The sequence below is a fragment of the Psychromonas aquimarina ATCC BAA-1526 genome (assembly GCF_000428725.1).
Taxonomy (GTDB): Bacteria; Pseudomonadota; Gammaproteobacteria; order Enterobacterales; family Psychromonadaceae; genus Psychromonas; species Psychromonas aquimarina.
This window is the reverse complement of record NZ_KE386793.1, coordinates 39,428-61,809: the sequence shown is the minus strand read 5'-3', so window position 1 is coordinate 61,809 and position 22,382 is coordinate 39,428. Positions and strand designations below refer to the sequence as shown.

At 44.5% G+C, this 22,382-nt stretch carries 23 protein-coding genes and 1 other annotated feature; of the genes, 5 read left to right on the top strand and 18 right to left on the bottom strand.

The features are described from left to right. Nucleotides 1-117: 117 nt before the first annotated feature. The 6 genes from G337_RS0123715 to yoaA all read right to left on the bottom strand — a co-directional run bounded on the left by G337_RS0123715 (nucleotide 118) and on the right by yoaA (nucleotide 5,786). Nucleotides 118-690 carry a cell division protein ZapC domain-containing protein gene (locus G337_RS0123715; protein WP_028866055.1) on the bottom strand — a complete coding sequence of 191 codons (573 nt, stop codon included), beginning with the start codon at nucleotides 688-690 and terminating at the stop codon, nucleotides 118-120. 23 nt (nucleotides 691-713) lie between these two features. Beyond that, nucleotides 714-1,724, bottom strand: coding sequence for a quinone-dependent dihydroorotate dehydrogenase (pyrD, locus tag G337_RS0123710; protein WP_028866054.1), 1,011 nt, complete (start codon nucleotides 1,722-1,724; stop codon nucleotides 714-716). 142 nt (nucleotides 1,725-1,866) lie between these two features. Then, on the bottom strand, nucleotides 1,867-2,655 hold the full coding sequence (locus G337_RS0123705) for a hypothetical protein (RefSeq protein WP_028866053.1): 789 nt from the start codon (nucleotides 2,653-2,655) through the stop codon (nucleotides 1,867-1,869). A 49-nt stretch (nucleotides 2,656-2,704) separates the two neighbouring features. Beyond that, nucleotides 2,705-3,004: a hypothetical protein gene (locus G337_RS0123700; protein WP_028866052.1), complete on the bottom strand. Its 300-nt coding sequence runs from the start codon at nucleotides 3,002-3,004 to the stop codon at nucleotides 2,705-2,707. 37 nt (nucleotides 3,005-3,041) lie between these two features. Next, nucleotides 3,042-3,758, bottom strand: a complete 717-nt coding sequence (gene tsaB, locus G337_RS0123695) for a tRNA (adenosine(37)-N6)-threonylcarbamoyltransferase complex dimerization subunit type 1 TsaB (protein ID WP_028866051.1) — start codon at nucleotides 3,756-3,758, stop codon at nucleotides 3,042-3,044. 105 nt (nucleotides 3,759-3,863) lie between these two features. Next, entirely contained in the window at nucleotides 3,864-5,786 is a 1,923-nt protein-coding gene (gene yoaA, locus G337_RS0123690; RefSeq protein WP_028866050.1) for a DNA repair helicase YoaA, read from the bottom strand. 160 nt (nucleotides 5,787-5,946) lie between these two features. On the opposite strand from yoaA, the gene G337_RS0123685 reads away from it, so the two are divergent. Then, a complete protein-coding gene (locus tag G337_RS0123685) occupies nucleotides 5,947-6,348 on the top strand; it encodes a nitrous oxide-stimulated promoter family protein (RefSeq protein ID WP_028866049.1) in 402 nt (133 codons plus the stop codon). Between the two features lie 4 nt (nucleotides 6,349-6,352). Here the strand turns inward: G337_RS0123685 and G337_RS0123680 are convergent, their stop codons facing one another. The 7 genes from G337_RS0123680 to G337_RS0123650 form a co-directional block, all read right to left on the bottom strand. Beyond that, nucleotides 6,353-6,589, bottom strand: a complete 237-nt coding sequence (locus tag G337_RS0123680; RefSeq protein ID WP_028866048.1) for a hypothetical protein — start codon at nucleotides 6,587-6,589, stop codon at nucleotides 6,353-6,355. A gap of 371 nt (nucleotides 6,590-6,960) precedes the next feature. Further along, nucleotides 6,961-7,554, bottom strand: coding sequence for an HD domain-containing protein (locus G337_RS0123675; RefSeq protein ID WP_051303643.1), 594 nt, complete (start codon nucleotides 7,552-7,554; stop codon nucleotides 6,961-6,963). A gap of 60 nt (nucleotides 7,555-7,614) precedes the next feature. Next, the gene (locus G337_RS0123670; RefSeq protein ID WP_028866046.1) at nucleotides 7,615-7,992 is read right to left on the bottom strand and encodes a PH domain-containing protein; all 378 of its coding nucleotides are present in this window, start codon (nucleotides 7,990-7,992) and stop codon (nucleotides 7,615-7,617) included. Nucleotides 7,993-8,382: 390 nt separating this feature from the next. Continuing rightward, nucleotides 8,383-8,694 (bottom strand): hypothetical protein, encoded by a 312-nt coding sequence (locus tag G337_RS28020; protein WP_051303577.1) that lies wholly within the window; start codon nucleotides 8,692-8,694, stop codon nucleotides 8,383-8,385. Between the two features lie 15 nt (nucleotides 8,695-8,709). Then, the gene (locus tag G337_RS0123660) at nucleotides 8,710-10,176 is read right to left on the bottom strand and encodes a reductive dehalogenase (RefSeq protein ID WP_028866045.1); all 1,467 of its coding nucleotides are present in this window, start codon (nucleotides 10,174-10,176) and stop codon (nucleotides 8,710-8,712) included. 38 nt (nucleotides 10,177-10,214) lie between these two features. Then, nucleotides 10,215-10,841 (bottom strand): BamJ family beta-barrel-assembly machinery protein, encoded by a 627-nt coding sequence (bamJ, locus tag G337_RS0123655; RefSeq protein WP_028866044.1) that lies wholly within the window; start codon nucleotides 10,839-10,841, stop codon nucleotides 10,215-10,217. Nucleotides 10,842-10,857: 16 nt separating this feature from the next. Next, a complete protein-coding gene (locus G337_RS0123650) occupies nucleotides 10,858-11,370 on the bottom strand; it encodes a cytochrome c (RefSeq protein WP_028866043.1) in 513 nt (170 codons plus the stop codon). A 284-nt stretch (nucleotides 11,371-11,654) separates the two neighbouring features. On the opposite strand from G337_RS0123650, the gene G337_RS0123645 reads away from it, so the two are divergent. Beyond that, entirely contained in the window at nucleotides 11,655-12,215 is a 561-nt protein-coding gene (locus tag G337_RS0123645) for a TetR/AcrR family transcriptional regulator (protein WP_028866042.1), read from the top strand. A gap of 10 nt (nucleotides 12,216-12,225) precedes the next feature. On the opposite strand, the gene G337_RS0123640 is transcribed toward G337_RS0123645, so the two are convergent. Genes G337_RS0123640 through G337_RS0123620 form a run of 5 tightly spaced genes read right to left on the bottom strand, consistent with a single transcriptional unit; the run spans nucleotide 12,226 to nucleotide 19,964 of the window. Next, entirely contained in the window at nucleotides 12,226-13,515 is a 1,290-nt protein-coding gene (locus G337_RS0123640; RefSeq protein WP_028866041.1) for a sensor histidine kinase, read from the bottom strand. Between the two features lie 48 nt (nucleotides 13,516-13,563). Continuing rightward, nucleotides 13,564-14,235 (bottom strand): response regulator transcription factor, encoded by a 672-nt coding sequence (locus tag G337_RS0123635; protein ID WP_028866040.1) that lies wholly within the window; start codon nucleotides 14,233-14,235, stop codon nucleotides 13,564-13,566. Then, nucleotides 14,213-17,422: an efflux RND transporter permease subunit gene (locus G337_RS27255; protein ID WP_051303575.1), complete on the bottom strand. Its 3,210-nt coding sequence runs from the start codon at nucleotides 17,420-17,422 to the stop codon at nucleotides 14,213-14,215. Before G337_RS27255 ends, G337_RS0123635 begins: the two co-directional genes overlap by 23 nt. Further along, the gene (locus G337_RS0123625; RefSeq protein WP_028866039.1) at nucleotides 17,419-18,600 is read right to left on the bottom strand and encodes an efflux RND transporter periplasmic adaptor subunit; all 1,182 of its coding nucleotides are present in this window, start codon (nucleotides 18,598-18,600) and stop codon (nucleotides 17,419-17,421) included. Before G337_RS0123625 ends, G337_RS27255 begins: the two co-directional genes overlap by 4 nt. Beyond that, nucleotides 18,597-19,964: a TolC family protein gene (locus G337_RS0123620; protein ID WP_028866038.1), complete on the bottom strand. Its 1,368-nt coding sequence runs from the start codon at nucleotides 19,962-19,964 to the stop codon at nucleotides 18,597-18,599. Before G337_RS0123620 ends, G337_RS0123625 begins: the two co-directional genes overlap by 4 nt. A 152-nt stretch (nucleotides 19,965-20,116) precedes the next feature. Here G337_RS0123620 and G337_RS0123615 point away from each other — a divergent pair, with 152 nt between their 5' ends. From G337_RS0123615 to hisG, 3 genes are all read left to right on the top strand, one after another. Continuing rightward, on the top strand, nucleotides 20,117-20,917 hold the full coding sequence (locus G337_RS0123615) for a substrate-binding periplasmic protein (protein ID WP_028866037.1): 801 nt from the start codon (nucleotides 20,117-20,119) through the stop codon (nucleotides 20,915-20,917). A 108-nt stretch (nucleotides 20,918-21,025) separates the two neighbouring features. Then, on the top strand, nucleotides 21,026-21,196 hold the full coding sequence (locus G337_RS28465) for a DUF2986 domain-containing protein (RefSeq protein WP_084605605.1): 171 nt from the start codon (nucleotides 21,026-21,028) through the stop codon (nucleotides 21,194-21,196). 144 nt (nucleotides 21,197-21,340) lie between these two features. Further along, nucleotides 21,341-21,463 (top strand) — a sequence feature (His leader region). Between the two features lie 21 nt (nucleotides 21,464-21,484). After that, complete coding sequence (hisG, locus tag G337_RS0123605; protein WP_028866036.1) at nucleotides 21,485-22,381, top strand: ATP phosphoribosyltransferase; 897 nt, start codon at nucleotides 21,485-21,487, stop codon at nucleotides 22,379-22,381. Nucleotide 22,382 lies beyond the last annotated feature (1 nt).

Sequence of the window (22,382 nt, the reverse complement as noted above, 5' to 3'; positions counted from 1 at the left end):
AGAACAAAAAATCAATATAACAAGGTTTTCTGGAATATTTATTCACATGAAATTTAACCAAATATTAACAGTATGAGGAGGTAAAGTGGGATCAGGCTAACATCAAAACAAGAGGGGTTAAAAAATCTGGTAAGAGTTCCAGTTGTTTTCAGTTTCGACTTCGGGCAGGCATATTTTATCCCGAGTTACTTTTACAATCTGGAACTGCTGCAGGGATTTACTTGCAGTCAGGGCATGGGAATCCCCCACTAACATACATAAAACAAAATCATCACTATTTTCCAGAACTAGATAATCACCAGTCTGATCCGTCCGCGAGGAAGTTAATGTTACCCGGTCACCTTTATTCACTTCCTGAGTGCCGCTGTTAAGTGATTTAAATAACCAGCTTTTGGGCATAAGCGGTTTATGGAATAGTCCCACCGCTAAAATATGAACAATAATTGTACACGATATTTGCGGCGGGAAGTCACTTAATGAGATGCTGTCAAAAAGTTCAATATAATTGGCAACATCTTCAATGGTAAAAAAAACCGGATCTGCGGAATGAAAAGCAAGCATATTCGCTTTATAGACGATATCAATAGAATAATCGCCCATATTCAGCATCAATTTTTCTCTTTCTGTATCGAACTGCCACTGCCAGTTGGCTTTAGGGCTAAAGTCCGTCATCAGACCGGTTTTGGTCATATTAAATCCTGCTTCGCGCTTGATCAGATATTGTTCACGATTTTCTTAACCAGCTGCGGACCATGGTAGATAAAACCAGAATAGATCTGAACCAGGCTTGCACCGGCATTAATTTTTTCTTTGGCGGCTATAACCCCGTCAATACCGCCGACACCAATAATTGGAATTTCTCCCTGTAGACGGGACGCAAATTTAGCAATAACTAGGGTGCTTTTACTCTGTAGAGGACGACCGCTCAGCCCGCCCGCTTCTCCGGCATGCGACATACCTTTAACCATTTCACGATCCAGTGTGGTATTGGTTGCAATCAAACCGTCGATTTTATATTTAAGCAGTGATTCTGCAATTGACTCAATCTCATCATCACTTAAATCCGGAGCGACTTTTAATGCCAGCGGCACATACTTGCCGTGTTTTTCGTGCAGTTCTTTCTGACGAGTTTTTAATGCATCTAATAACTCATCAAGCGCTTCGCCGTACTGCAGTGAACGCAGTCCGGGAGTATTTGGTGAAGAAATATTTACCGCAATGTATCCGGCGTGCTGATAAACTTTATCCATACAAAGCAGGTAGTCATTTTTACCTTGTTCAACGGGTGTTGAAAAGTTTTTACCGATATTAATACCGATAACACCTTTGAAATTGCTGTCTTTAACATTAGCGATTAACTCATCAACACCGTGGTTATTAAAACCCATACGGTTGATAATGCCCTCTGATTCTAAAACACGAAAGACACGCGGGGATTCATTACCCGGCTGAGCAACCGGTGTCACGGTGCCGATTTCAATATGTCCGAATCCCATCGCACCAAATGCATCGATACATTCACCGTTTTTATCAAGGCCGGCAGCTAACCCTACTGAATTAGGAAAAGTCAGGCCCATCACATTAACCGGACGCTGCTGTACTTTCTGGCGATATAAAAGATCTAAGATAGTACCGTGGGTTAATTTCAGATTTTTTATGGAAAGATCATGTGCTTTTTCAGGATTTAGCATGAATAAAAAGTGGCGCATAATTCTATAAAGCATAACAGAGACCTTTTGAGTAAAGTAAACAATTAATTTGCCGTATTGTACCGTTTATCTGCTAAACGTGAACTATAAATAGCTAAATAAATTAATTAATCCCTATTACAAATAAGATCTTAGCCGTTAAATTTGCAGCACAGCACTACTGCACAACAATTTTCTGATAACCATACACACGAGCCCGCCAGCCTTTTAACCAGCGGAACTCCTTTTTCGGTGCATTTTTTACCCGCCTGGTTAATACTTCATCGGCTGACATGCCGAATGCATATAAAGCATTATCATATTCAACGGGCATATTAAGCAGTACCTGCTTTAATCCCCAGCCATGTCCCTGATAACGTTCTTTTTTAGATAAACCTTCACCTTTAAAATTGACGTAATCAAGCATGGAAAAAACACCTTCCGGTGTAGCGGTCATGCGTTTGATATGTTCCTTAACAATCTTTTTCTGTGCTGTTGTGCTGCTGTGGATAATATGCGGAATAGCGGCTTCCAGACGTAAAATAATAAATTTAACCTGCAGTTCTATATGTTGACTTAAAAAGGTTCGTAAACTGCTCAACTGCTGTTGATCAAATTCCTGATAAAACTGTTCGCGGCTTTTCCAGGGAGCAAGTTTAGTTTCAGCCAGCCACTGCGGCAGAGTTACTCCGTTCTTTTCAAAGAAAGCTAATAACTCCGGAAACTGTTCTTTGAACGGACCTTTCTGTTCAGTGGGATACCAGATAAAGTGTCCTAATCCAAGAGATGGGAAGTCTTCATCACGGTTCCAGGAAGTAAGGTGCTGCAGTTTCTGCTGACCTTCATTTTTCCAGATTAACTGACCTAATGCGTCAGCCTGTTTTTCTGTCAAATCAATTGAATAGGAATGGCTGACAGCCGTTAAGCTGAATAATAATAAACCGATAAAAGAAACAATACGAAACATGCAATAGGCCTATAAAATAAACTATAAAGGAATAAATTAAACGGAAAGATTAAACAACGAAATGAAAACTCATACTGCTCATTATCGCTTCACGCTGCTCTTGTACTGCAACCTGCTGATAGGCATCTACAGCGCCTCTCTGCTTAAAACCGGGCTGATCGTATCCAAGTGTTTTATGAAGTGAGTCCTGCTGTTTTTCAGAAAGAATCATCGAAAACTCAGCAGATTTGGCTTTTTTAGTAACGGGTGCAAGCTCGCTGACACTGGTCTGCGGCGAATTTTTGACATTCGCCGTTTTCCCCGTATTAACCGGTCTTGTTACAAAAGATGTATTATTTTGTATTGCCATTAATAATCCAAACCACTAAATAAAAGAAAATAGTTAACTACTCTCTTCCTGGTAATTTTTTCCAGGTCACTTTATCACGTAAATAAACCGGCGCCGCTAATTCCGGCAAAACTGCCTGTGATTTTTCTACGCAACTCACAACTTCATCGAGCATATATTTTGCACTTGGAAATTCGATGTCCAGTTTTAACGCATTTTTAAAATAGGCCGCTAATTCTGGATAAGCAGCCCAGCCGGAACCGACCAGAACAGAATCAGCAGCTGCATCTAATTCAAGCGCCAATAAATCGGCAGGTTTAATCACAATCTCTTCGTTTACCACTACCATCAACTCATCTTTAAGCAGGTAATGTGCAAAATAAACCTCACCCATTCGTGCATCAATAGCAGCGTATACATCCGCAGCCTGCTGTGTTTTAAAGGCCTGTTGCGCCATTGCCTGTAATGTTGATACGCCAACCATCTTTTTTTCTATAGCGAATGCTAAACCTTGTGCAATACTGATGCCAATTCTTACACCGGTAAAACTGCCCGGCCCGCGGCCGTAAGCCAGTACATCAATTTCAGGCAGTGTTAACCCGGCCTGCTGCAGTACCTGCTCAACCGTCGGTAATATTTTTTTGGTATGCTCGCGAGGCGCAAGCATAAAAGAATCATTAATTACCTGCTGCTTTTCTTCGTTTTGGCAAAGTACTGCAACTGAACACGCTTCCGTTGAGGTATCAACACATAAAACATTTAACTTATTAGACATATTTGGCCTGTATATTTCTTAATATTTATTCTGTAATTTTTCAAAAACTCTATCGCATTATCGAGCACTCGAGTGCATGACTTTACATAAGCCATGCTGGGTAAACTAATCAATATTTTTCAAAAACGCTATCGCATTATCCAGAGATCTTGTCCGCGGCATGCAAGGTAAACTATTCAAGAATAAATTACCATATTTACGGGTGACCAGACGTGTATCACAAACGATCAGCACACCTTTATCCTGCTCCGCCCGGATCAGTCGACCGACCCCCTGCTTAAAAGTGATCACCGCCTGCGGCAGCTGCACCTCAGCAAAAGGATCTTTACCTTTAAGCTGCGCATCTTCCATACGTGCTTTTAATAAAGGCTCATCGGGTGAGCTGAATGGAATTTTATCAATAATAACACAGGATAAAACCTGCCCGCGTACATCTACCCCTTCCCAGAAGCTGCCCGTTGCCACCAGCAATGCATTACCATGGCTGACAAACTCATCGAGTAAAGCCTGTTTACTTTTCTCACCCTGCAGTAACACCGGAAAGGTTAATACCTGTCTGAAACCGGCAGCCAGCTGATTCATCATGGCATGACTGGTACATAAAAAGAAACAGCGCCCTTTACCGGCGCGGATAACCGGCGCAAGCTCCTCTATCAACTTATCTGCAAGACCGGGAGTACCCGGCTCAGGTATTAATCGAGGCACAACAAATAAGGTCTGCTTAGCATAATCAAAGGGGCTGTTTAACTGTAGACAGCGGCTGTTTTGTAAACCTAACAACTGGGTAAAATGGTCAAACTGCCCTTTTACCGACAAGGTTGCCGATGTAAAAATCCAGCTTGCTTCCTTTTTTTGACACTCTACCTGGAAACGGTCGGCTACGCTGAGCGGGGTAATATTTAATGAAAAATGCTGCTTAGTGCAGTCAAACCAGTAACTGAAGCCTGTTTCATTAACACTGTTTAGTTTTTTAAATAACAGAGTAAACTGTGTTAATCGTTCAAAGCAGTGATCTAATACTTCACTTTTGCCCAGACGATCGGTAATCACTTCAGTTAAGAAGGACATTACCTGCTGCAGACGCTGTACATGCAGCTGCATCACCCGCTCACGAGATTTATCACGCCAGCTTCCGGTACCTTTATCCATAGCAAAAGCCAGGCGAAAATCTAAAACCGTTAAGCGTAACTGCTCAGCTGCTTTAGCCATCTGTTTAGCCTCACGAAGTTCAGTGCGGTAAACAAAATCAATTTCTTTGGCAAGCTCAGTAAGCTGACGGCTGGAAAGAGACTCACCAAAATAAACGCTGGCAATATCGGGCAGCTGATGAGCCTCGTCAAAAATATACACACCCGCTTCCGGCATCAGTTCGCCGAAGCCCGTCTCTTTTACCGCTAAATCAGCAAAAAACAGGTGATGGTTAATGACCACCAGATCTGATTCCATCGCTTTTTTACGGGCTTTAACAATAAAGCAGTCATCAAAGCTCGGACACTCGCGTCCCAAACAGTTGTCATTGCTGCTGGTAATAGCAGGGATGATAAATGCGTCTTCTGCAAGGTCATCTATCTCGGCGATATCACCTGTTTTAGTGGATAAAGACCAGTTTTTAATTTTCACCAGCTCAATCTGCAGCGCTTTGTCTTTATGTTTGCTCTCTAACATAAAACGGTTCAAACGCTCATTACACAGGTAGTTGCCGCGGCCTTTCAGCAGAGTCACTGAACCGCTAAAGTCGGCGGCTTCCACCAGCAGCGGTAAGTCTTTGACAAACAGCTGTTCCTGCAGGGCTTTACTACCCGTGGAGATAATGATTTTAGGCGAGACAGCTTTATCAAAAGATAATAACGCCGGCGCTAAATAAGCAAAGGTTTTACCCGTACCGGTTTCCGCTTCAACTACTAACTGCTGTTTACTTTTAATGGTGTCAGCAACAGCCTCGGCCATTTCAACCTGAGCATCACGGGCAATAAAATGAGGCAGTCTTTTACTTAACGCACCGGAAGATGAAAAAAAAGATGATATCAAAGCGGTAAACTCTTTGGGTTGGAAGTGAACAGCAGCATAACTTGAGAACTTGGATATAACAATAATTCACTGTATTCTACGTGAATTACCAGGTGGATCACAACTCCATAGGCAAACATCTCAGCTATATTTACAAAACACTAATAAGAGATTAATAAATATGGGGAAACAGCATTTTCTGCCGGCCAAATTAGGCATTGAATTCAAAACCATCAAAGCGATGGTTAAGATCTACTGCCGGGCTCATCATAACAGCTCAAAAGAATCCGCTCCCTGCGCTGACTGCCGGGAGTTTATCGATTATGCTAATGAAAAATTAGACCGCTGCCCCTATGGTCAAAACAAACCAACCTGCAATAAATGTCCGATTCACTGCTATAAAAAAGAGCAGCGTGAACAGGCAGGAAAGATTATGCGCTACGCGGGACCACGTATGTTATTAAGGCATCCTGTTTTGGCCGTAAAACATTTATTAGCAGAAAAAGCCCCGGTCCCGGAAAGTTACGCAAGTAAGTCTTCCAATCGCCACTTGCGAAAATCAGAGGGCAGAGAAAAATCTTAAGGAATTAGACGGTGACATCAATATGTGACTCTACTTCATCCTTTTCATTCTCAGTCTGCTTCGCGCGGACTTTAATTTTCTGCAGAATATGGGTACTTTCTTCAATATCCTCCGGGGAAACATTATTTTTCCGGTTGGAGGCCTGATACTTTTTAAGCTTATGATTGGCGATTTTAGCATCATTCAAGGGCTTAAATGTATAAGTACGATTGATAAACTGCGTAATCAGATGCTGGCTCATTTATCCTCCCGTAACTCTATCGAGTGTTAATAGCAAACCCAGTAATTTTTTATTCATTTATGCTGGTTAAAATGAATGCTAGCTTCGTTCTTGATTTTGTAATTAAAGCACTAGTTACTGCAATCAATGCCTTGCTTTCATCCATTTTTCCTACGCTTAAATAGATCACCTAATTAATGGAATTGCTATGATAATTAAAACTGCTTCTAATTAACTTATCGGCACCCTGCACAATTCCTTAATAAATCATTTTGACTTTAAGTTCATCTCATAACAAATAAGCCGGAATTCAGACGCTAAAATTTCCCCCTCTATAGTTAAGTATATACCTAAACAACCTCTGCAATAGCGGGCGCCGGCGTGATGTTCGCCTAATCGTCAACGGGAGAAATTTCCTGATTTAACTGCTTTAGGAAATCCTGCATAAACAAGGTTCTTTCAGCAGCTTCAACTTTTGCTGATTCAGTATTAACGCTAGCGGCAATCAGCAGCAGTTTTTTATAAAAATGATCAATCGTATAGTGCGCATCATCGGGTTCACGTGAACTGCAGAAAGGATCTTCAGCCCGGTAGAGCGGCCTGTGCAGAGCCGCACTAACCTGGATACAGCGGCTTATACCGACAGCGCCTAACGCATCAAGACGATCTGCATCCTGGACTATCTGTGCTTCTATGGTTAAGGGTTTAATATTCGCGCTGAAACTATGCGCTGCGACGGCGTGGTGGACAGCTTCAAAATACTGCTCTGGATAAGCAATACTGCGTAAGAACTCAACTGCTTTATCAGCCGCATATTTTGAGCCGTTACGACGATCCGGATGATCTTTTGCAAATGAAAAACAGTCATGCAGCCAGGCGGCAGGAATAACGACTTCAGGCTGCGCATTCTCGCGTCGACACAACTCCTTTGCCGTTTTTACAACTCTTAATACATGCTCAAAATCATGCGCTAAATCCGTTTTCATTTCCGCCCGGATAAAAGCCGCCAGCAGCTGCTCTAATTTGTTCAAAAATTTTTCCCTTTATCAGGTGAGTACATAAGTACTGATCAAACGGTTAAAGGTCACAATATCAAATTCCCCTTTTATCTCAAAAGTCACCTTGCCGACCGCACTGACATAAATTTGTATTTCACAATCTAAATCTAAAGAGCCCGATGTTTCGATAGAAAAAGTCTGAATTTTATTAAAAGGAATAGAGGTATAATCAATTCTAGAGCCGGTAATTCCCTGCACATTAGCGGCAATAATCCGCTTATTGGTAAAAATCACCTGGTCACGAATTGTTTTAAATGCAGCAAATATTTCTTCACCATCAATAAGGAACTTGTTGAAGTCATCTCTTGCTTTACTGTTATCTATCGGCTTTAACTTAAAAAATGCGGAATTTTCAAAATCTATCATCATTATTTCCTTAAATTACAAACACATGAACAATTATAACTTGCGCAGACAGCTTATGCTTAATAAGCAGAACATGCAAAATGAAAATACAAATCTACGCAGAAAAATAGAGAAGATAGAAAAGGCCGGTAGTTAACCGGCCTGATAAGATTAAATAGATTGAGATTTATACCCATGTTACCTCAAGATGCTTTGTCAGGCGTTAGCTCGGATACCAGAGCAAGGCGCAATATGAGGTAATTGTTATTCACTTTTCGATTGTTGCAACGCAGGGCTGGTTTTCGAGCTAACGCCCCGTAGGGCAAGGCAACTTACGCCAATCTGCGTTGTTATAAAATCTCTATGTAGAATGACTATACTTCAATTTTATGCCTAACATCTCGGCACAATTTACCTTGCTGACTTTGCATCTTGAAGTATCATGGGTATATTAAGCCCCGGTGCAACCAGATGACGCCAGGTCAGAATGATCACGACTAAGCCGGATCCGCTGAACAACGATAAGCCCATAGCACCAGACTGCGGATAACCTTCTAGAAATGAAGACCAGCACCAGGCGACACCAACTAAAATATCCACCACCCCGCCCAGAAGCAGCGGCAGTGTATACCATTTAAGATCAATAACCCGATGCACATAAACCATCACGTTAATTGCTAACATACTGATAATTCCCAGTGAAAACCATTGTAATGCTTCCATTACCTTTCTCCTCAGTTATCCGGCTGTGCCGATATTATTTTTCATTGAAGTATTAGTACGCATATCTTCACCGGATACCCAGAACTTCTCGACCTTAGCTGGAATCGGATTGCGGCTTTGACCACCGTAACCAAATGCCGGGTGCCCTTCCGCCATCAGACTATGCACAAATTTGGGCATATAAGGGTTAACAGCCATAATCATCCAATGATGCCAGAAATCCGGTTCGTTAAAGGTACAGCTGGCAACACAGTTCAGGCAGGAAGTATCATTATCCATCCAGAAGTTAAAACACTTCTTCGCATCTGAATAAAACTTCTTAATACCTATATGATTATTCCAGGTGTAATCGGGCTCATCGCTGAACTCATAGGTTGGTGCGAAACTGGTATCATCATCCTGACTGATTGCACCGGAAGGACAGGCATCGGCACATTTCTTACAGCTTTTACAAAACTCGGTGATCCCCCAGGTCCGCGGTTGATCATAAGCATCGTCGAAATCGATATTAGTGAATACCTTACAAAGACGAACACGCGGCCCCATGCCCGGAACAATCACAGAACCATTACGCCCGCCTTCACCAAGACCAGCCTGAATTGCATAGGCCACCGAGCTGGCCAGATCGTTACCAGCCCCCACGGCATTGTAGCCGCAGCCGCGGATAAACTTAGCTATCTGACAGGCAATTTTGCTCATATCACTATAACCGTTACCGGTCGCACCTTCGGCAGTCCAGGACGGTGCAGTAGCAACATTGTCGTAGTCCATAGGTGTGGCAATCACAATCACGGATTTTGGTTTAAAGGGAAAGTCTTTTTCCCATGACAAAGTACGCTCTTCAACAACATCATAAAGCGGATCATAGACAAAACGCTTGTCAAACTTCGCGATCCCCACACGTACCGCACCAAACAAACGCCCCGTCGAGCGGATCATATCAGCAGCACGTTTACCGCTTCCCCAGTCAAACTGCTCTTCATGCACATCCGCCTGGCTCCAGCTGTGCATCGGCGTATTCGGCTGGGTAAAAGCCGCCGCACGGGATTTAGCCACCACCAGAGGGTACCAGGCGGCATGCCCGATGGCACGGTCCGCCTGACCGTAACCAGGTTTGTTATTATCAAAATGGTCGCGGTTTTCAAATGTCTGCAGCGCCCGGTTAAAGTTAAAGTCCTTTTTATGCAGACGCGCATACTGCTCACCGCGCTCAGGGTTTCTAACCTGCGACAGGTGATAACTGGTTGCATGACATAACATCACATCGCGCTGATCTTTCGCTTTGAAATTTTCGTCAACAATAATTCCCGGAGTATTCAGCGAGCCCTGCAGAGAAGCTTTAGAAGCCCCTAATACTGCGCCCCCGCCTAAAATGGCGGCGCCGCCGGCCGCCGCAGTTCTCTTAAAAAAACTGCGGCGTGACATATTCGGCAGTTCATCATCAGCTTCTAATTCCTGCTGGTTTTCAACTTGATTTTTCATGATTTTTCATTCCTTCTTTTACAATCTGCACGCCTGAATCACACAACTTCAATTAATTCGAGATCAAAGATCAAGGCGGCATTTCCTGGAATCTGCGGTGCTTTGCCCGCTTGACCATAAGCCAGTTCTGCAGGTACATATACCCTCCATTTAGAGCCCTGAGGCATCAGCTGCAGTACTTCGGTCCATCCCGGAATCACTCCCTGAATTGGAAATTCAGCTGCTTCGCCGCGTTCAATAGAACTGTCGAAAACATCACCGTTGATCAGCATGCCGTGATAATGAACAATGACGTTATCTACCACACCGGCTCGGCGCCCCTTGCCCATTTCAACCACCTTGTACTGCAGGCCGCTGTCGGTCATGATAATTCCGGGTTTCAGGGCATTTTCTGACATAAAGGCCTGACTGCGCCCAGCCTGTCTAGCGGCTTCTTTCTGGCGCTGCGCTTCTACACGGCCGACGATGGTTTTAAATGCACTTTCAACCTGCTGGTCGGTAATCGGTGCTTTTTTTGCAGTGAAGCAGTCCAGCATACCGGCAATGGTTACATCCAGATCCAGGCCGTCAAAGTTATGGCTGAGCAGATGGTAACCAAACTGCCAGCCCATGCTGTAACTGACTTTGTGTTCATCTGACTCAAGTGCGGGTCTTATTTCTGTCATATTATTTAACCTCGTATTATTTGTGCCCGGACGGCGTCGGCGGCAAAGGTAAAATTACTTCTGTACCGGGTTTCATAAAACTACGGTGACAGGCATTACAGGCTTGAATGGTTGTGCCGAAGGCTTTCATTGCTACATCAGATTCATGATTACGAGCAGCCATGCGCAGGCTGAAAGCGGCCAGTTTCAAATCGGCAGAAAGTTCCTGAAATTCAGTTTTTCGCTGCAGCAGATCATCACGCGTATTACTGTCTGCAAATGAGCCGGGCACAAAAAAGAAATCGTTATACATCTGCGAGATCTGCTCCAGTGCATCAACACGATTAAGCAGAGTAAATCCGTTCCATTTTTTCTGCCCGGAGGCAATAGCCCCTGCATCCATCAGGGTTGCGCCCATTAAACGATGAACTCCCTGACGGGCCGCGGCAGCCGGCTGCGGCTGTGAATACGGATCCGGCATTTTATTCGCAGCACCGGCACTGCACAAAGCGCTGCTGAGCAGTGCAAAAGTTATTATTGTCTTTTTCATTGTAAAAATTCCCTGACTACATGCTTCAAGAGGCAAGACGTTCAGTTTCATATATATCTTCATAGATATAGGACTGCAGGCTTAACAAGCGTCCGCTAATTAGAGATAATAGATTTATTCGCTTACCAGACGAACCAAGTACCGCGCGGTACATATATTAGAGCTATACTAAACCGCATGTACTAGCTAGTACATATGCAGGGTGATAAAATATAGCATTTTGCTTATATTTCAAACAACCTATTGATTTAGATCAAAAATAAACAGGTGAAATTAGGAACAGCATGACCAATAAAATTAAACGGCAGCGTTTTTCAAAAAATGAATGGCTTGAAGCAGGGTTGAAGATGCTGACAACTCAAGGAGTGGACAAACTCACCATCGGCAGCTTATCACGTACGGTGGGTGTCGCTAAAACCAGTTTTTACTGGCATTTTAAAGACCGCCAGGATCTGCTCGATCATATGCTTGAATACTGGGTTTCAGAGTTCAATACGGTGCTGACGGACAGTCCAGAACTGTTGATACTCGACGCAGGACAGCGCCTGCAGGCGATAGCAGATACCGTTATCGGACAGCAGCTGGCAAAATATGAGCTGGCGATCCGCGCCTGGGCCAGCCATGATCCAGCCGCTCTTATCGTATTTGACAAGATGCACATACGGCGCATGACCGTTATTAAACAGGCTTTTGCTGATGCCGGTTTTGCAGAGAGCGAACAGGAAAGCCGAGCGCAGGTTTTTAACTGTTATCTTAACTGGGGTAACGTTATGCACTCTGATACAGAGTCATATAAAAAAGTGATTAAGGATTTACTGCCGCTGCTGCTGAAACCCGGCGGTTAAGCAGCTGCGCTTATTTTTTCTGCTTATTCTGCGCAGCTGAGAAAAGCACTTCAACTAAATGTCCGGACGTTTCAATCTGTCTGTGATAAGGCCAGTGAAACTGCTTTACCAGTTTATCTGTCAGTTTAAGACCAAGGCCGAAACCCAGTTCATCATTGGCGCTGTCGGCAGCACTGCAATCGGCATTAATATTACGGATACACACCAGCTCCCGGATCTGCTGAATAGAAACACTGCCGTTCTGTGTATGCTGAAAAGCATTACGAATAAGATTAGCAAGAACGATACGGCAGACTGTCAGCGGCAGTTCAGTTGAAAATTCGGCACAGTCAAGTTTCACAGTAACCGCTTTTCCCTGGAGCAGATAGTTTAACTCTTCAACAAGCTGCTCGATAAGCTGATTAAGCTTTACAGTCTGCAGTGCCGGCGGCGGTTCATTGTCACGGCTTAACCATAACAGGGTTTCGGTCAGATCCCCCATATTTAAAGCCGCACGCTCAATCCGTGCGGTAACCTGCTGATGCTTGTCACTGGCAGGCTGTTTTTCATTAAGCTTCTGCAGCAGCTCGACATTGCTGCGGATCACCGCAATCGGCGTGCGCAGTTCATGGCTGGCATTACGCAGAAACTGGTGTTCCCGTTCCAGGCTGTGATGCACGGAATTTAAACTGTTACGAATAATAGCGGCTAAAGAATTAAGTTCGTTATAATTGAAATCCGGTGGTGTATTTTTTAAATTACTTTCATTTAATGACTTTGCCCAGTCGCGTAGCGCCTCAACGGGAGCCGCGACAAAACGCATAATTAATAAAACCAAAAGCGCAAATATCAAAATAGCACTAACAGCAAAAACAAAAATCCAGAAAAAATGAGAAAAGCTCTGCTCCTGCAGATGAGGCGGCGGAAGATCCGTTAGTATTTTTGTAACATAACGTTTTTCCCCGAGCTTATTAGCCATTAAGGAAACAAAATAAACCTCCTCAGGCACGGATAATAAGTTGTGCTCACCGGCCGATTTTTTTAGCTGATAAAGTTCATTCGGAGGAGACGGGAAACGCTTTTTAATCTGTGCAGGCACGTCCTGCCAGCGGCTGGCTATTTGAAAATCCAGTAGTGTAACTGGAAAACCATCGCTGACACCGTCTGCATCTGCAACCTGAAGCATAGTACCGCTCAGTCCTGAATCCATGCCCTCAATATAGTAGCGGACAGTTAATGCAGAAAATGTCAGTGCCATCACAGAGCCTAAAGCCAGCAGCCCCGCCAGAAAGTATAATCGCAAACTTGGTCTTATTTTCATAACACTCTCATTTTAAGGTAATAAATGCCGCTTAGGATCATAATTCATTTACTTGTCTGCTTTCAGCGCAAAACCATAACCGCTGACTGTATGCAGTAAAACTTTATTGGCATTACCATCAAGCTGTTTACGCAGATTATAAATATGTACTTTTAAACTGTTGCTGTCCGGCGGCTGGTCTCCCCAGACATTGTGCATCAGTTTCTCGCGCGATACCGGATTCGGACTTTCACGCATTAACACTTCTAATATTTTCAATGCGGTTGGTGACAGCTTAAGCGGGCATTCATTTCGATATGCCAGCTTTTCCTGTAAATTTAACTGCAGATCCGCTACTTTCAAACAGCGGACCTGCCCGCTGCGGCGCCCGGCCAGTACCTGAATACGCGCAATTAATTCCGCCATGGCAAAGGGTTTAACCAGATAGTCATCCGCACCGGCATCAAACCCCAGGAGCTTATCCTGCAGGCTGTCTCTTGCCGTCAGCATTAATACAGGAGTATCAATACCCTGCTCGCGCATCTTAGTGCAGATAGTTAAACCATCCATTTTCGGAAGATTGAGATCCAGAATAACAGCCTGATAGTCATTCTGTTCAATCAGGTTTAACCCGGCCGGTCCGTTTGAGACGTAATCGCACTGCATCCCCTCTAACTCCAGGTAGTCAATAACTGCCGCCGCTAAATCAATATCATCTTCAACCAATATCAGTTTTAACATGCATTAATTCTCCATGAGTCAGCCTGTTTTTAGTAACGAGTTTAGCCAGTAATCTTTTGATTTCACAGTGAATAAATAATAATGCCGGTATTAATATTAAAGTAATCAGGGTCGCAAATAAAATGCCGTAGGCTAACGATGCGGCAGCCGGAATTAAAAACTGCGCCTGCATTGATGTTTCACTCAATAAAGGAGCAAGACCGGCAAAAGTTGTAATGGAAGTCAGCAGTACTGCACGCAGACGCCCGGAGCAGGCTTCAATAACCGCTTCCCGCACCTCTATACCCGGTTTTTTAATCAGTTCATTAAAACGTGAAACCAGCAGCAGACTGTCGTTCACAACCACCCCGCTTAATGCCAGTATACCGTTTAAGGATAAAATACTGATGGTTAAATCATTCAGCCAGTGGCCTAATATCGCCCCGACAATACCAAAAGGGATAGCCAGCATAATAAGCACCGGCTGCACATAGGATTTCAGGGGCACAGCAAGCAGCACATAAATAATCAGCAAGGCGGCAATAAACATATTAAGCATCGACTCAGTGGTTTCTTCCTGCTGCTCGGCTTCCCCGGCAAAATGCACACTGATATCTGGAAACTGTTTAAGCAGATCAGGCAGCAGCCCCTGGCGCAGATTAGTGACTAATTCATTTGATGAAAGAACTGATTTATCCACGGCTGCCGTTATATACACAGAGCGCTGGTTATCGATACGGGTAATTTCATCCTGCTGATACTCGGTGCTGATATCGGCAACGGCAGTCAGCGGTACTAAGGTTCCCTCTGCAGTTCGTACCCGGGCCTGCACAATATCTGCCATGGTCTGACGCTGATTATCCGGATAACGCACCCGTACTTTAACTTCGTCTTTATCTCGCTGATAACGCTGCACAATTTCACCACCGAAGGACTGCAGCAGCTGCCGTGACAGGGTTGCTGTATCCATACCTAAACTTCGTCCCTGCTCTGTCACGGTAAATCGAATCTGCGGCTGTCCGGGATTAAGATTATCGTCAATAGCGCTGACACCCGCTGTTTTTTGTAAAACAGCTTTAAACTGCTCAGCGGCGGCTTTAACCGTTGTTTCATCCCAGGCTTTTATTTCAACTTTGAAATTATCCACCATATGCATACTCGAGAGGAACTTGAGTTTTTTAACACCCTCCGGAGAGCCGGAAAGCGACTTCCACTGAGCGGCAAAATCCGTTGACGAATACACTGAGTCCGAGGTTATTTCGACCAGCAGTGTACCGCTGCTGTCCTGCTCAGCAATCACCTGCAGACTGCTGATCTGACTTTCCTGCGCACCGTTTTTTTCACTTAGAATCTGATCCGCCTGACGCGCTGTTTTTTCTAACCACAGTAAGTTGCTGTTCGTCTGACCAAAACTGGCATCATCCTGCATGGATAATTCAGCCGTAATCACATCTCCCGGCAGATCCGGGAAAAAAGCCACTCGCACAGCTCCGGTCATCGGCATTGCCGCCACTAACATAAACAGCGCAACAAAAACGAAGATCACCGCATAACGCAGTTTTAATGCCCATTCAATAATATTGCGGTAAATATAAAGATTAAACCACTGCAGACCGCTGTCTGCGCCGTGCTGAATGCGCGCCCATAATCCGGCAAAACCGCCAGTCACTTCGCGACGGGTATTAAGGTGCGCCAAATGAGAAGGCAGAATCAGCTTTGATTCAACCACGGACAACAGCAGGCAGATAGTCACTATAGCTGCAAACTGCGCATATATCTTGCCCATATTTCCCGATACATTAGTTAACGCCATAAATGCGGCCACCGTGGTCAGCACACCAAAAATGGTCGGCACAGCAACTTTCATGGTGCCTTTAATGGTATTTTCAACAGTATCTCCATAAGACCTGCGCGTGCTGTAAATACTCTCTCCAACCACCACGGCATCGTCAACAACAATGCCCAGCGCCATAATAAACCCGAAGGTGGTCATCTCATTAAGGGTTAATCCGGTAAACGTATCCTGCATAAAGTACAGGGTGCCGAAAAAGACAAAAGGCAGACCGGCCGCTACCCAGAAAGCAACGCGAAAATTAAGAAATAACGCCAGTACAATAAAAACAAAAGTGATCCCCGTTAATGCATTGCTGGTCAACAGTGACAGGCGCTCTTTAATCAGCGTACTTTTGTCGTACCAGGTTTCCAGTTCGACATTATCAGGTAATAAACCGCGCTGATGCCAGTCGTCAACAACCTGTTCAGCCTGTTCGACGATCTCGGTTACATCGCCATACTCATCCATCACAATTTCAATCGCCATGCCGTTCTGCTGGTTATAGCGGGACAGCAGGTAAGTATCATCGGCAAAGGTATCTTCGACTTCTGCTACATCACCAAGCCTGATTATCGAACCTGCGGATGTAGTCAGCAGAGGGATCTGCGAAAATTCAGTCAGCCGGTAAGCTTGTCTGGAAGCTTTAAGGCGCATCACTTTATCGCCGTTTCGTAAACTGGTCGTCAGCGGGGTGGAAGACTCAGCATTAATCACACTGGAAATATCACTGATAGTTAAACCGTAAGCCTGCAGTTTGCTTTCATCAACTTCAACGGAAATCATCGGCTCGGCTTTTGCTTTAATAGCAAGATCGCGTATTCCCGATTTTGCCAGCAGGTCCGACTTAAGCTTTTCGGCTAAACTCTGCAGCGTCGCCCGGTCTGCATTACCGTATAACTGTACCCATAAAGCATGATCCTGACGCTGCGCTTTTTCAATAACCGGTTTTTCAGCATCAGCGGGAAAGTTATAAACAGCATCCACTTTGGTCTTCACATCACTTAATAAAAGCTGCAGTGAATAATCACTCTGTTTTTCAATTTTAACTGTACTGCCGCTGACATTAGAGGTTGAAGTAATGCGTTTAATACCGGCAACCGTTTCCAGAGCATCCTCTATTTTAATCGCGATGCCCTCTTCCGCCTGCTTCGCATCACCACTGTCATAATTAACCGAAACCGTAATCATATCCGGTTCCATACTTGGAAAGGCCTCTTTACGCAGCGAGTTTAACGACATTACCCCGAGTATAATTACACTGACTAATAACAAGTTTGCCGCCACGGAGTTTTGCGCAAACCAGCCTATGATGCTGCTTAAGGGATTACTTCCCAGTTCGCCTGACGAGGTAGATTTCTGCATATCTCTGCTCATGATGCGGCCTCCTCAAGTCCGTTTTCCACTTTAGGAGTAACGGTCATGCCCTGCACATAACTGTTAAGCGGGCGCACCACTATCTGCGCACTGTCCAGCCCCCCCATTGGTTTGATATAAGCGGCGTCGGCCAGCTCAAATACTTTTTCTGCTTTAAAACGAGCCAGATTATTAGTTTCTGAGATATACCAGACATAACCATTCTGTGAAACCGCCGAAGCCGGTACTTTCCACAGATCATTGAGCTCATCTCCCTGCACCTGTGCTTCAACAAATGTACCCGGAAAAAGAGGCTCGCTCTGCGTAAAAGGTTTTTCAACCACCACCACTAGAGAACGCTGCCGGCTGCTGCTGTCCAGGTGTTTTTCAACCCGGTCAACATAACCAGTCCATCTGCTGGTACCCTCACTGTTACTCAGCTTAACCGGCCGCTTTTTATTTTTTAAAGCAGCACTCGGCGGCAGGTTCTGCCACTGCTGGTTAGATAAAGGGACTGTTATTTCAACACGATCTGTACTGTATAAAGTCGCCACTGTATTACCGGCCTGCAGATAACTGCCGGGCTGCACATCACGGGTAATAACCAGCGCATCAAAGGGGGCTGCAATTGTGGTTTTGTCCAGATCTGACTGCGCTTTCTCTAACTGACGCCGAGCATTGTTGAGATTTGCCTGCGCCGCCGCCAGCTGCGGCTCCCGTAATACTAACGGGGAGTCCGGTTCGCCTTGCATGCCGGAACGGCGCCACTCTAATTTTGCCTGCTGACTCTGACGCTGTTCTTCTAAAAAAGCATATTCTGCGTCCGCAACAGCGGCCTGCGCACCGGCAGCTGCCTGCTGATAACTGACTGCATTTAATCTGACTAACTCGGCATTTTTGTCAAACAGCTGGCCCGACTCGAATTTTTCATCAAGAAACTCAACCCTCCCGCTGACCTCACTGCTCAAGGTTAACTGATAACGGGCTTTAACTTCACCATAACCTTTGATCTGCGCCTGATAATTATCTTTAACAACATTAATAACCGCAACATCCGGGTAGCTGATCATTACCTCCGCGCTATGCTGATTAATCAGCTCATTATTTGCATCGATCTGCATACCGTTATAAGCGGCGGCTGTGAAGATACCTGCTGCAGAAACCAGTGTGACAGCGGCTGTTAAACTATTAAATTTCATGATGAAACTCCTAAACCCAGTGCAAGACCTAAGTCGATACGGTTATTAAGCTGAAGATAAGTAACTTCAATCAGCTGCGACTGCAGATCAAAGGTCTGCTGCTGAACCGCTAATAAATCAAGAATATCCACCAGCCCCTGGCGGTATTTCACCTGATAATTAGCAAAATTAGTTTGTGCACTGCTTAATGCTTCATTGAGATGCTCCTGCTGACGGGTCAGAGAGAGCTCCTGTCCAAGTGCATTTTCTACCTCATTAACCGCATTAAGCAGTGTCTCCTGATACAGCCAGTAACTTTGCTCTGCGCTTAGTTGTGCAATTTCAATTTCTGAGCGTAATTTGCCGCCTTGAAACAGCGGCGCAGTCAACTGACCGAGAAGACTCCAGGCCCCGCTGCCGAATAAGACATCGCTTGGCGCGGCGGCAAGTGATGAAAGAGAGGCTGATAAACTGATCGAAGGCAGCAGTGCTTTGTAGGCTATATCTGTGCGGTACTGATTAGCGAGAATATTATAATAAGCACTCTGCAGATCCGGACGACGCCCTAAATCCTGCTCCGGCAGGTTAGTCAGCGGCGCTGATACCGCGGGGAATTCAGCACTGATCTGGATATTATCGGACTGCGGATTTTGTCCTAACAGCAGCTGCAGGGAGCGCTGTTTTTGTGCCAGCTGCTCTGCATAATCCACTAATGCCGCCCGGGTTTTAGCACTGCTGCTGCGGGCACTGTCCAGCTCTTCCAGTTCACCAAGTCCGGCTCGATAACGCTCGACAATGGATATTTCATTATTTTCCAGCGCAGTCAGGCGCTGCTTTTCAATTTCCAGCAGCTGCTGAGAGAGATTAATCTGCAGCCAGCTGCGCATAACATTAGCGGCCAGCACGTCCCGGGCACTTTGGTAGGTCATTTCCGAGCTTTTAATATCCATCTCAGCGGCGCTGACACTGTCACTGATTTTCTGCCACAGATCGATTTCCCAGCTGACCGTCAGATCCGCACTGTAAGTCGTATCACTATCCTTTTTGTTGTCTGCATTCAAGCCGGCAGACAGATGCGGGATGCGTTCACTAGCGGCAATGCCTCGCTGTGCATAGCTTATCTGCAGTGCGGCGGCTGTCTGCTGCAGGCTTGGATTTTTATCCATGGCCAGTAAAACCAGATCATTAAGTTCATCAATCGCAATCAAGTCAGTTAACAGACTAACCTGAACGGTTTCATTCTGCTGATGCCGCCATTTTTGATAATTTGCAGGTGAATTTTCAACTGAGTATTGGTAGTCTTGTTCGCCGATTACACTGCACCCGCTAATAGAGAGAAGCAGTAATACAGTAAAAAGACGGCCAAACTGACAATAAAAAAGCATATTTTTGTCTCCTAAGAAATATGGGACAAGCATATACAACAACAGGTTAAGAAAGGGTTAAGAAGAAAGGCGCACTCAGGACGAAGGCGCTTCCAGCACGGATACTGCGGCTGGACTATCTTTAATAAGTAAACAATGCAAAAGGATTCTGTGTGTCAAAAATTTTTTATCTGGTGCTTTCTTTTTTTATTTCATCAACATGTTTAGCACAAACAATAGAGCTGGTGACTCTGCAGTATCCCCCCTATGAATACCGAGGTGAATCAGAGGGGGAGGTTAAAGGCATTGTTGTTGATATTATTGAAGAGGTCTTTAAACGCTTAGATGTGCCGATTAATATCAAGATATTACCCTGGGCAAGAGCCATCAGGTATATTGAAGAGGGTCAGGCTGATGCCGTTTTTACCGCCTTTAAAAATCCGGTTCGAGAACAGTTTGCCGATTTCTCCCGGGAAATACTGATGCCGCAGACCATTTCCCTGTTTGTCAGATCCGACTCTACAATAAAATATGACGGTAACCTGGCAAGTCTTTCCAACTATACCATCGGCGGTGTAAACAGTGTCAGTTACGGCACAACCTGGGATCAGGCGGTAAAAGACGGGATAATAACCAAACTGCAGTTAAGCAACAGCGGTGAGCAGAATATGAGAAAGCTGCTGGCGGATCGTGTGCCGGTTATCATCAGCAATAAATACGGCGCCTATGATATTGCCAGAAAAATGAATCAGCTGGTTGATATTCGTGAACTAAAACCCTCGCTGCAGAGTGTACCCAGTTATATTGCATTTTCTAAAAAACGTAATTTAACTGATCTGCGTGATAAATTTGATATAACCCTGAGAGAGATGAAACTTGACGGAAGTTATGAGCATATAATTAATGCTTACCTCGAACAGTCAGTCGAATTATACCCGCATCATACCGAAATATCCGAATCAGCCAGCCGCTGAAAAAAACCAGCGGAGAATTCAGCAAAGGCAGTTCTGAAAATGCTTTGACTTGTGTTTGCCGCCCAGTTCTTTACAATGCTGGTATTATATTCAGCTAGGAAAAGATCCATGAACCGCAAGAAAAAAATAAACAGTATTCTAAAAAAACGTGTTAAACAGATGAATGCCAAAAAAAATCCTAGTCAGAAACCTAAGTATATTTCTAAAGCGGAACGCGCCAGATTAGAAGCCCTGGAAACGGCTCCAGAGCAGCACAATGAAAGTCTAACGAGTGAATAATCAGTAAATGTGCATAAATATTCCATCATTTACTCGGATTTTGTGCAAATAACAGTTCACTTTTAAGAACAACATTGATAGTCTACAAACACTTAAATTTTTAGAGAATTAGCAAACCATGAAAAAAGTTACCCTGAAAGCACTACATCACCACCATCATATCACCTAATCTTTCAGGATTTTATTCTTGGGAGATGTTGTATATTCTTCCAGTGGTTGGCACAAAATTTAACCCTCGGAAGGCTCACCTCCCGGGGGTTTTTTAGTTTTTACGACAAGGAAAATATAATGCCAGAACAACGTTTAAGAATTGCGATACAAAAGAAAGGCCGTTTAAGTGATGATACGGTTAAACTGTTAAAAGCCTGCGGTATTAAAGTAAATTTAAACACCCAGCGTTTAATTGCCCACAGTGAAAATATGCCCATCGACATCCTGCGCGTGCGCGATGATGATATCCCGGGTTTAGTAATGGACGGTGTGGTTGACCTTGGTTTTATCGGTCAGAACGTCCTTGAAGAAGAGAGCATGATGCGTGCGGCTGCCGGTGAAGCGACTGCCCATAAAGTTGTTAAAGAACTTGCTTTCGGCGGCTGCCGTTTTTCAATTGCAGTAGATAATGACTTTGATTATCAAGGTGTTGAGTCTCTTGCTAACCTGCGCATTGCAACAACTTATATTCATATTCTGAAACGTTTTATGGAAGAAGCAAAGGTTCCTTACACCTCTTGTATGCTTACCGGCTCTGTTGAAGTTGCACCGCGTGCCGGTCTTGCCGATGCTATTTGTGATCTTGTTTCCACGGGTGCGACGCTTGAAGCAAACGGTCTGAAAGAAGTAGAAGTTATCTACCGCTCAACCGCTGTATTAATGCAGCGTAATGAAGCCCTGTCAGATGATAAACAAGATTTAGTGAACCGACTTTTAACACGTATTGACGGCGTGCAGACAGCTAAAGAATCTAAATACATTATGCTTAACGCACCGAAAGAAAACCTTGACGCAATTACCGATCTGCTGCCGGGATCTGACCGTCCGACCGTTATGGCATTAGCAGGCAGTACAGATCATGTTGCCCTGCATGTGGTCAGCAAAGAAAACCTTTTCTGGGAAACAATGGAGCAGCTTAAAGAGCTGGGCGCGAACTCTATTTTAGTTTTACCAATTGAAAAAATGATGGAGTAAT

What these genes read in the sequence shown, in the direction of transcription:
- G337_RS0123675 (WP_051303643.1), bottom strand. Translation starts at nt 7,554, where the DNA reads ATGAAAACGGATTTAGCGCATGATTTTGAGCATGTATTAAGAGTTGTA.
- G337_RS0123715 (WP_028866055.1), bottom strand. Translation starts at nt 690, where the DNA reads ATGACCAAAACCGGTCTGATGACGGACTTTAGCCCTAAAGCCAACTGG.
- G337_RS28020 (WP_051303577.1), bottom strand. Translation starts at nt 8,694, where the DNA reads ATGGAAGCATTACAATGGTTTTCACTGGGAATTATCAGTATGTTAGCA.
- G337_RS0123635 (WP_028866040.1), bottom strand. Translation starts at nt 14,235, where the DNA reads ATGTTAAAACTGATATTGGTTGAAGATGATATTGATTTAGCGGCGGCA.
- G337_RS0123670 (WP_028866046.1), bottom strand. Translation starts at nt 7,992, where the DNA reads ATGATAGATTTTGAAAATTCCGCATTTTTTAAGTTAAAGCCGATAGAT.
- G337_RS28465 (WP_084605605.1), top strand. Translation starts at nt 21,026, where the DNA reads ATGAACCGCAAGAAAAAAATAAACAGTATTCTAAAAAAACGTGTTAAA.
- hisG (WP_028866036.1), top strand. Translation starts at nt 21,485, where the DNA reads ATGCCAGAACAACGTTTAAGAATTGCGATACAAAAGAAAGGCCGTTTA.
- G337_RS0123660 (WP_028866045.1), bottom strand. Translation starts at nt 10,176, where the DNA reads ATGAAAAATCAAGTTGAAAACCAGCAGGAATTAGAAGCTGATGATGAA.
- tsaB (WP_028866051.1), bottom strand. Translation starts at nt 3,758, where the DNA reads ATGTCTAATAAGTTAAATGTTTTATGTGTTGATACCTCAACGGAAGCG.
- bamJ (WP_028866044.1), bottom strand. Translation starts at nt 10,841, where the DNA reads ATGACAGAAATAAGACCCGCACTTGAGTCAGATGAACACAAAGTCAGT.
- G337_RS0123680 (WP_028866048.1), bottom strand. Translation starts at nt 6,589, where the DNA reads ATGAGCCAGCATCTGATTACGCAGTTTATCAATCGTACTTATACATTT.
- G337_RS0123685 (WP_028866049.1), top strand. Translation starts at nt 5,947, where the DNA reads ATGGGGAAACAGCATTTTCTGCCGGCCAAATTAGGCATTGAATTCAAA.
- G337_RS0123620 (WP_028866038.1), bottom strand. Translation starts at nt 19,964, where the DNA reads ATGCTTTTTTATTGTCAGTTTGGCCGTCTTTTTACTGTATTACTGCTT.
- G337_RS0123705 (WP_028866053.1), bottom strand. Translation starts at nt 2,655, where the DNA reads ATGTTTCGTATTGTTTCTTTTATCGGTTTATTATTATTCAGCTTAACG.
- G337_RS0123700 (WP_028866052.1), bottom strand. Translation starts at nt 3,004, where the DNA reads ATGGCAATACAAAATAATACATCTTTTGTAACAAGACCGGTTAATACG.
- G337_RS0123650 (WP_028866043.1), bottom strand. Translation starts at nt 11,370, where the DNA reads ATGAAAAAGACAATAATAACTTTTGCACTGCTCAGCAGCGCTTTGTGC.
- pyrD (WP_028866054.1), bottom strand. Translation starts at nt 1,724, where the DNA reads ATGCTTTATAGAATTATGCGCCACTTTTTATTCATGCTAAATCCTGAA.
- G337_RS27255 (WP_051303575.1), bottom strand. Translation starts at nt 17,422, where the DNA reads ATGAGCAGAGATATGCAGAAATCTACCTCGTCAGGCGAACTGGGAAGT.
- G337_RS0123645 (WP_028866042.1), top strand. Translation starts at nt 11,655, where the DNA reads ATGACCAATAAAATTAAACGGCAGCGTTTTTCAAAAAATGAATGGCTT.
- G337_RS0123625 (WP_028866039.1), bottom strand. Translation starts at nt 18,600, where the DNA reads ATGAAATTTAATAGTTTAACAGCCGCTGTCACACTGGTTTCTGCAGCA.
- G337_RS0123640 (WP_028866041.1), bottom strand. Translation starts at nt 13,515, where the DNA reads ATGAAAATAAGACCAAGTTTGCGATTATACTTTCTGGCGGGGCTGCTG.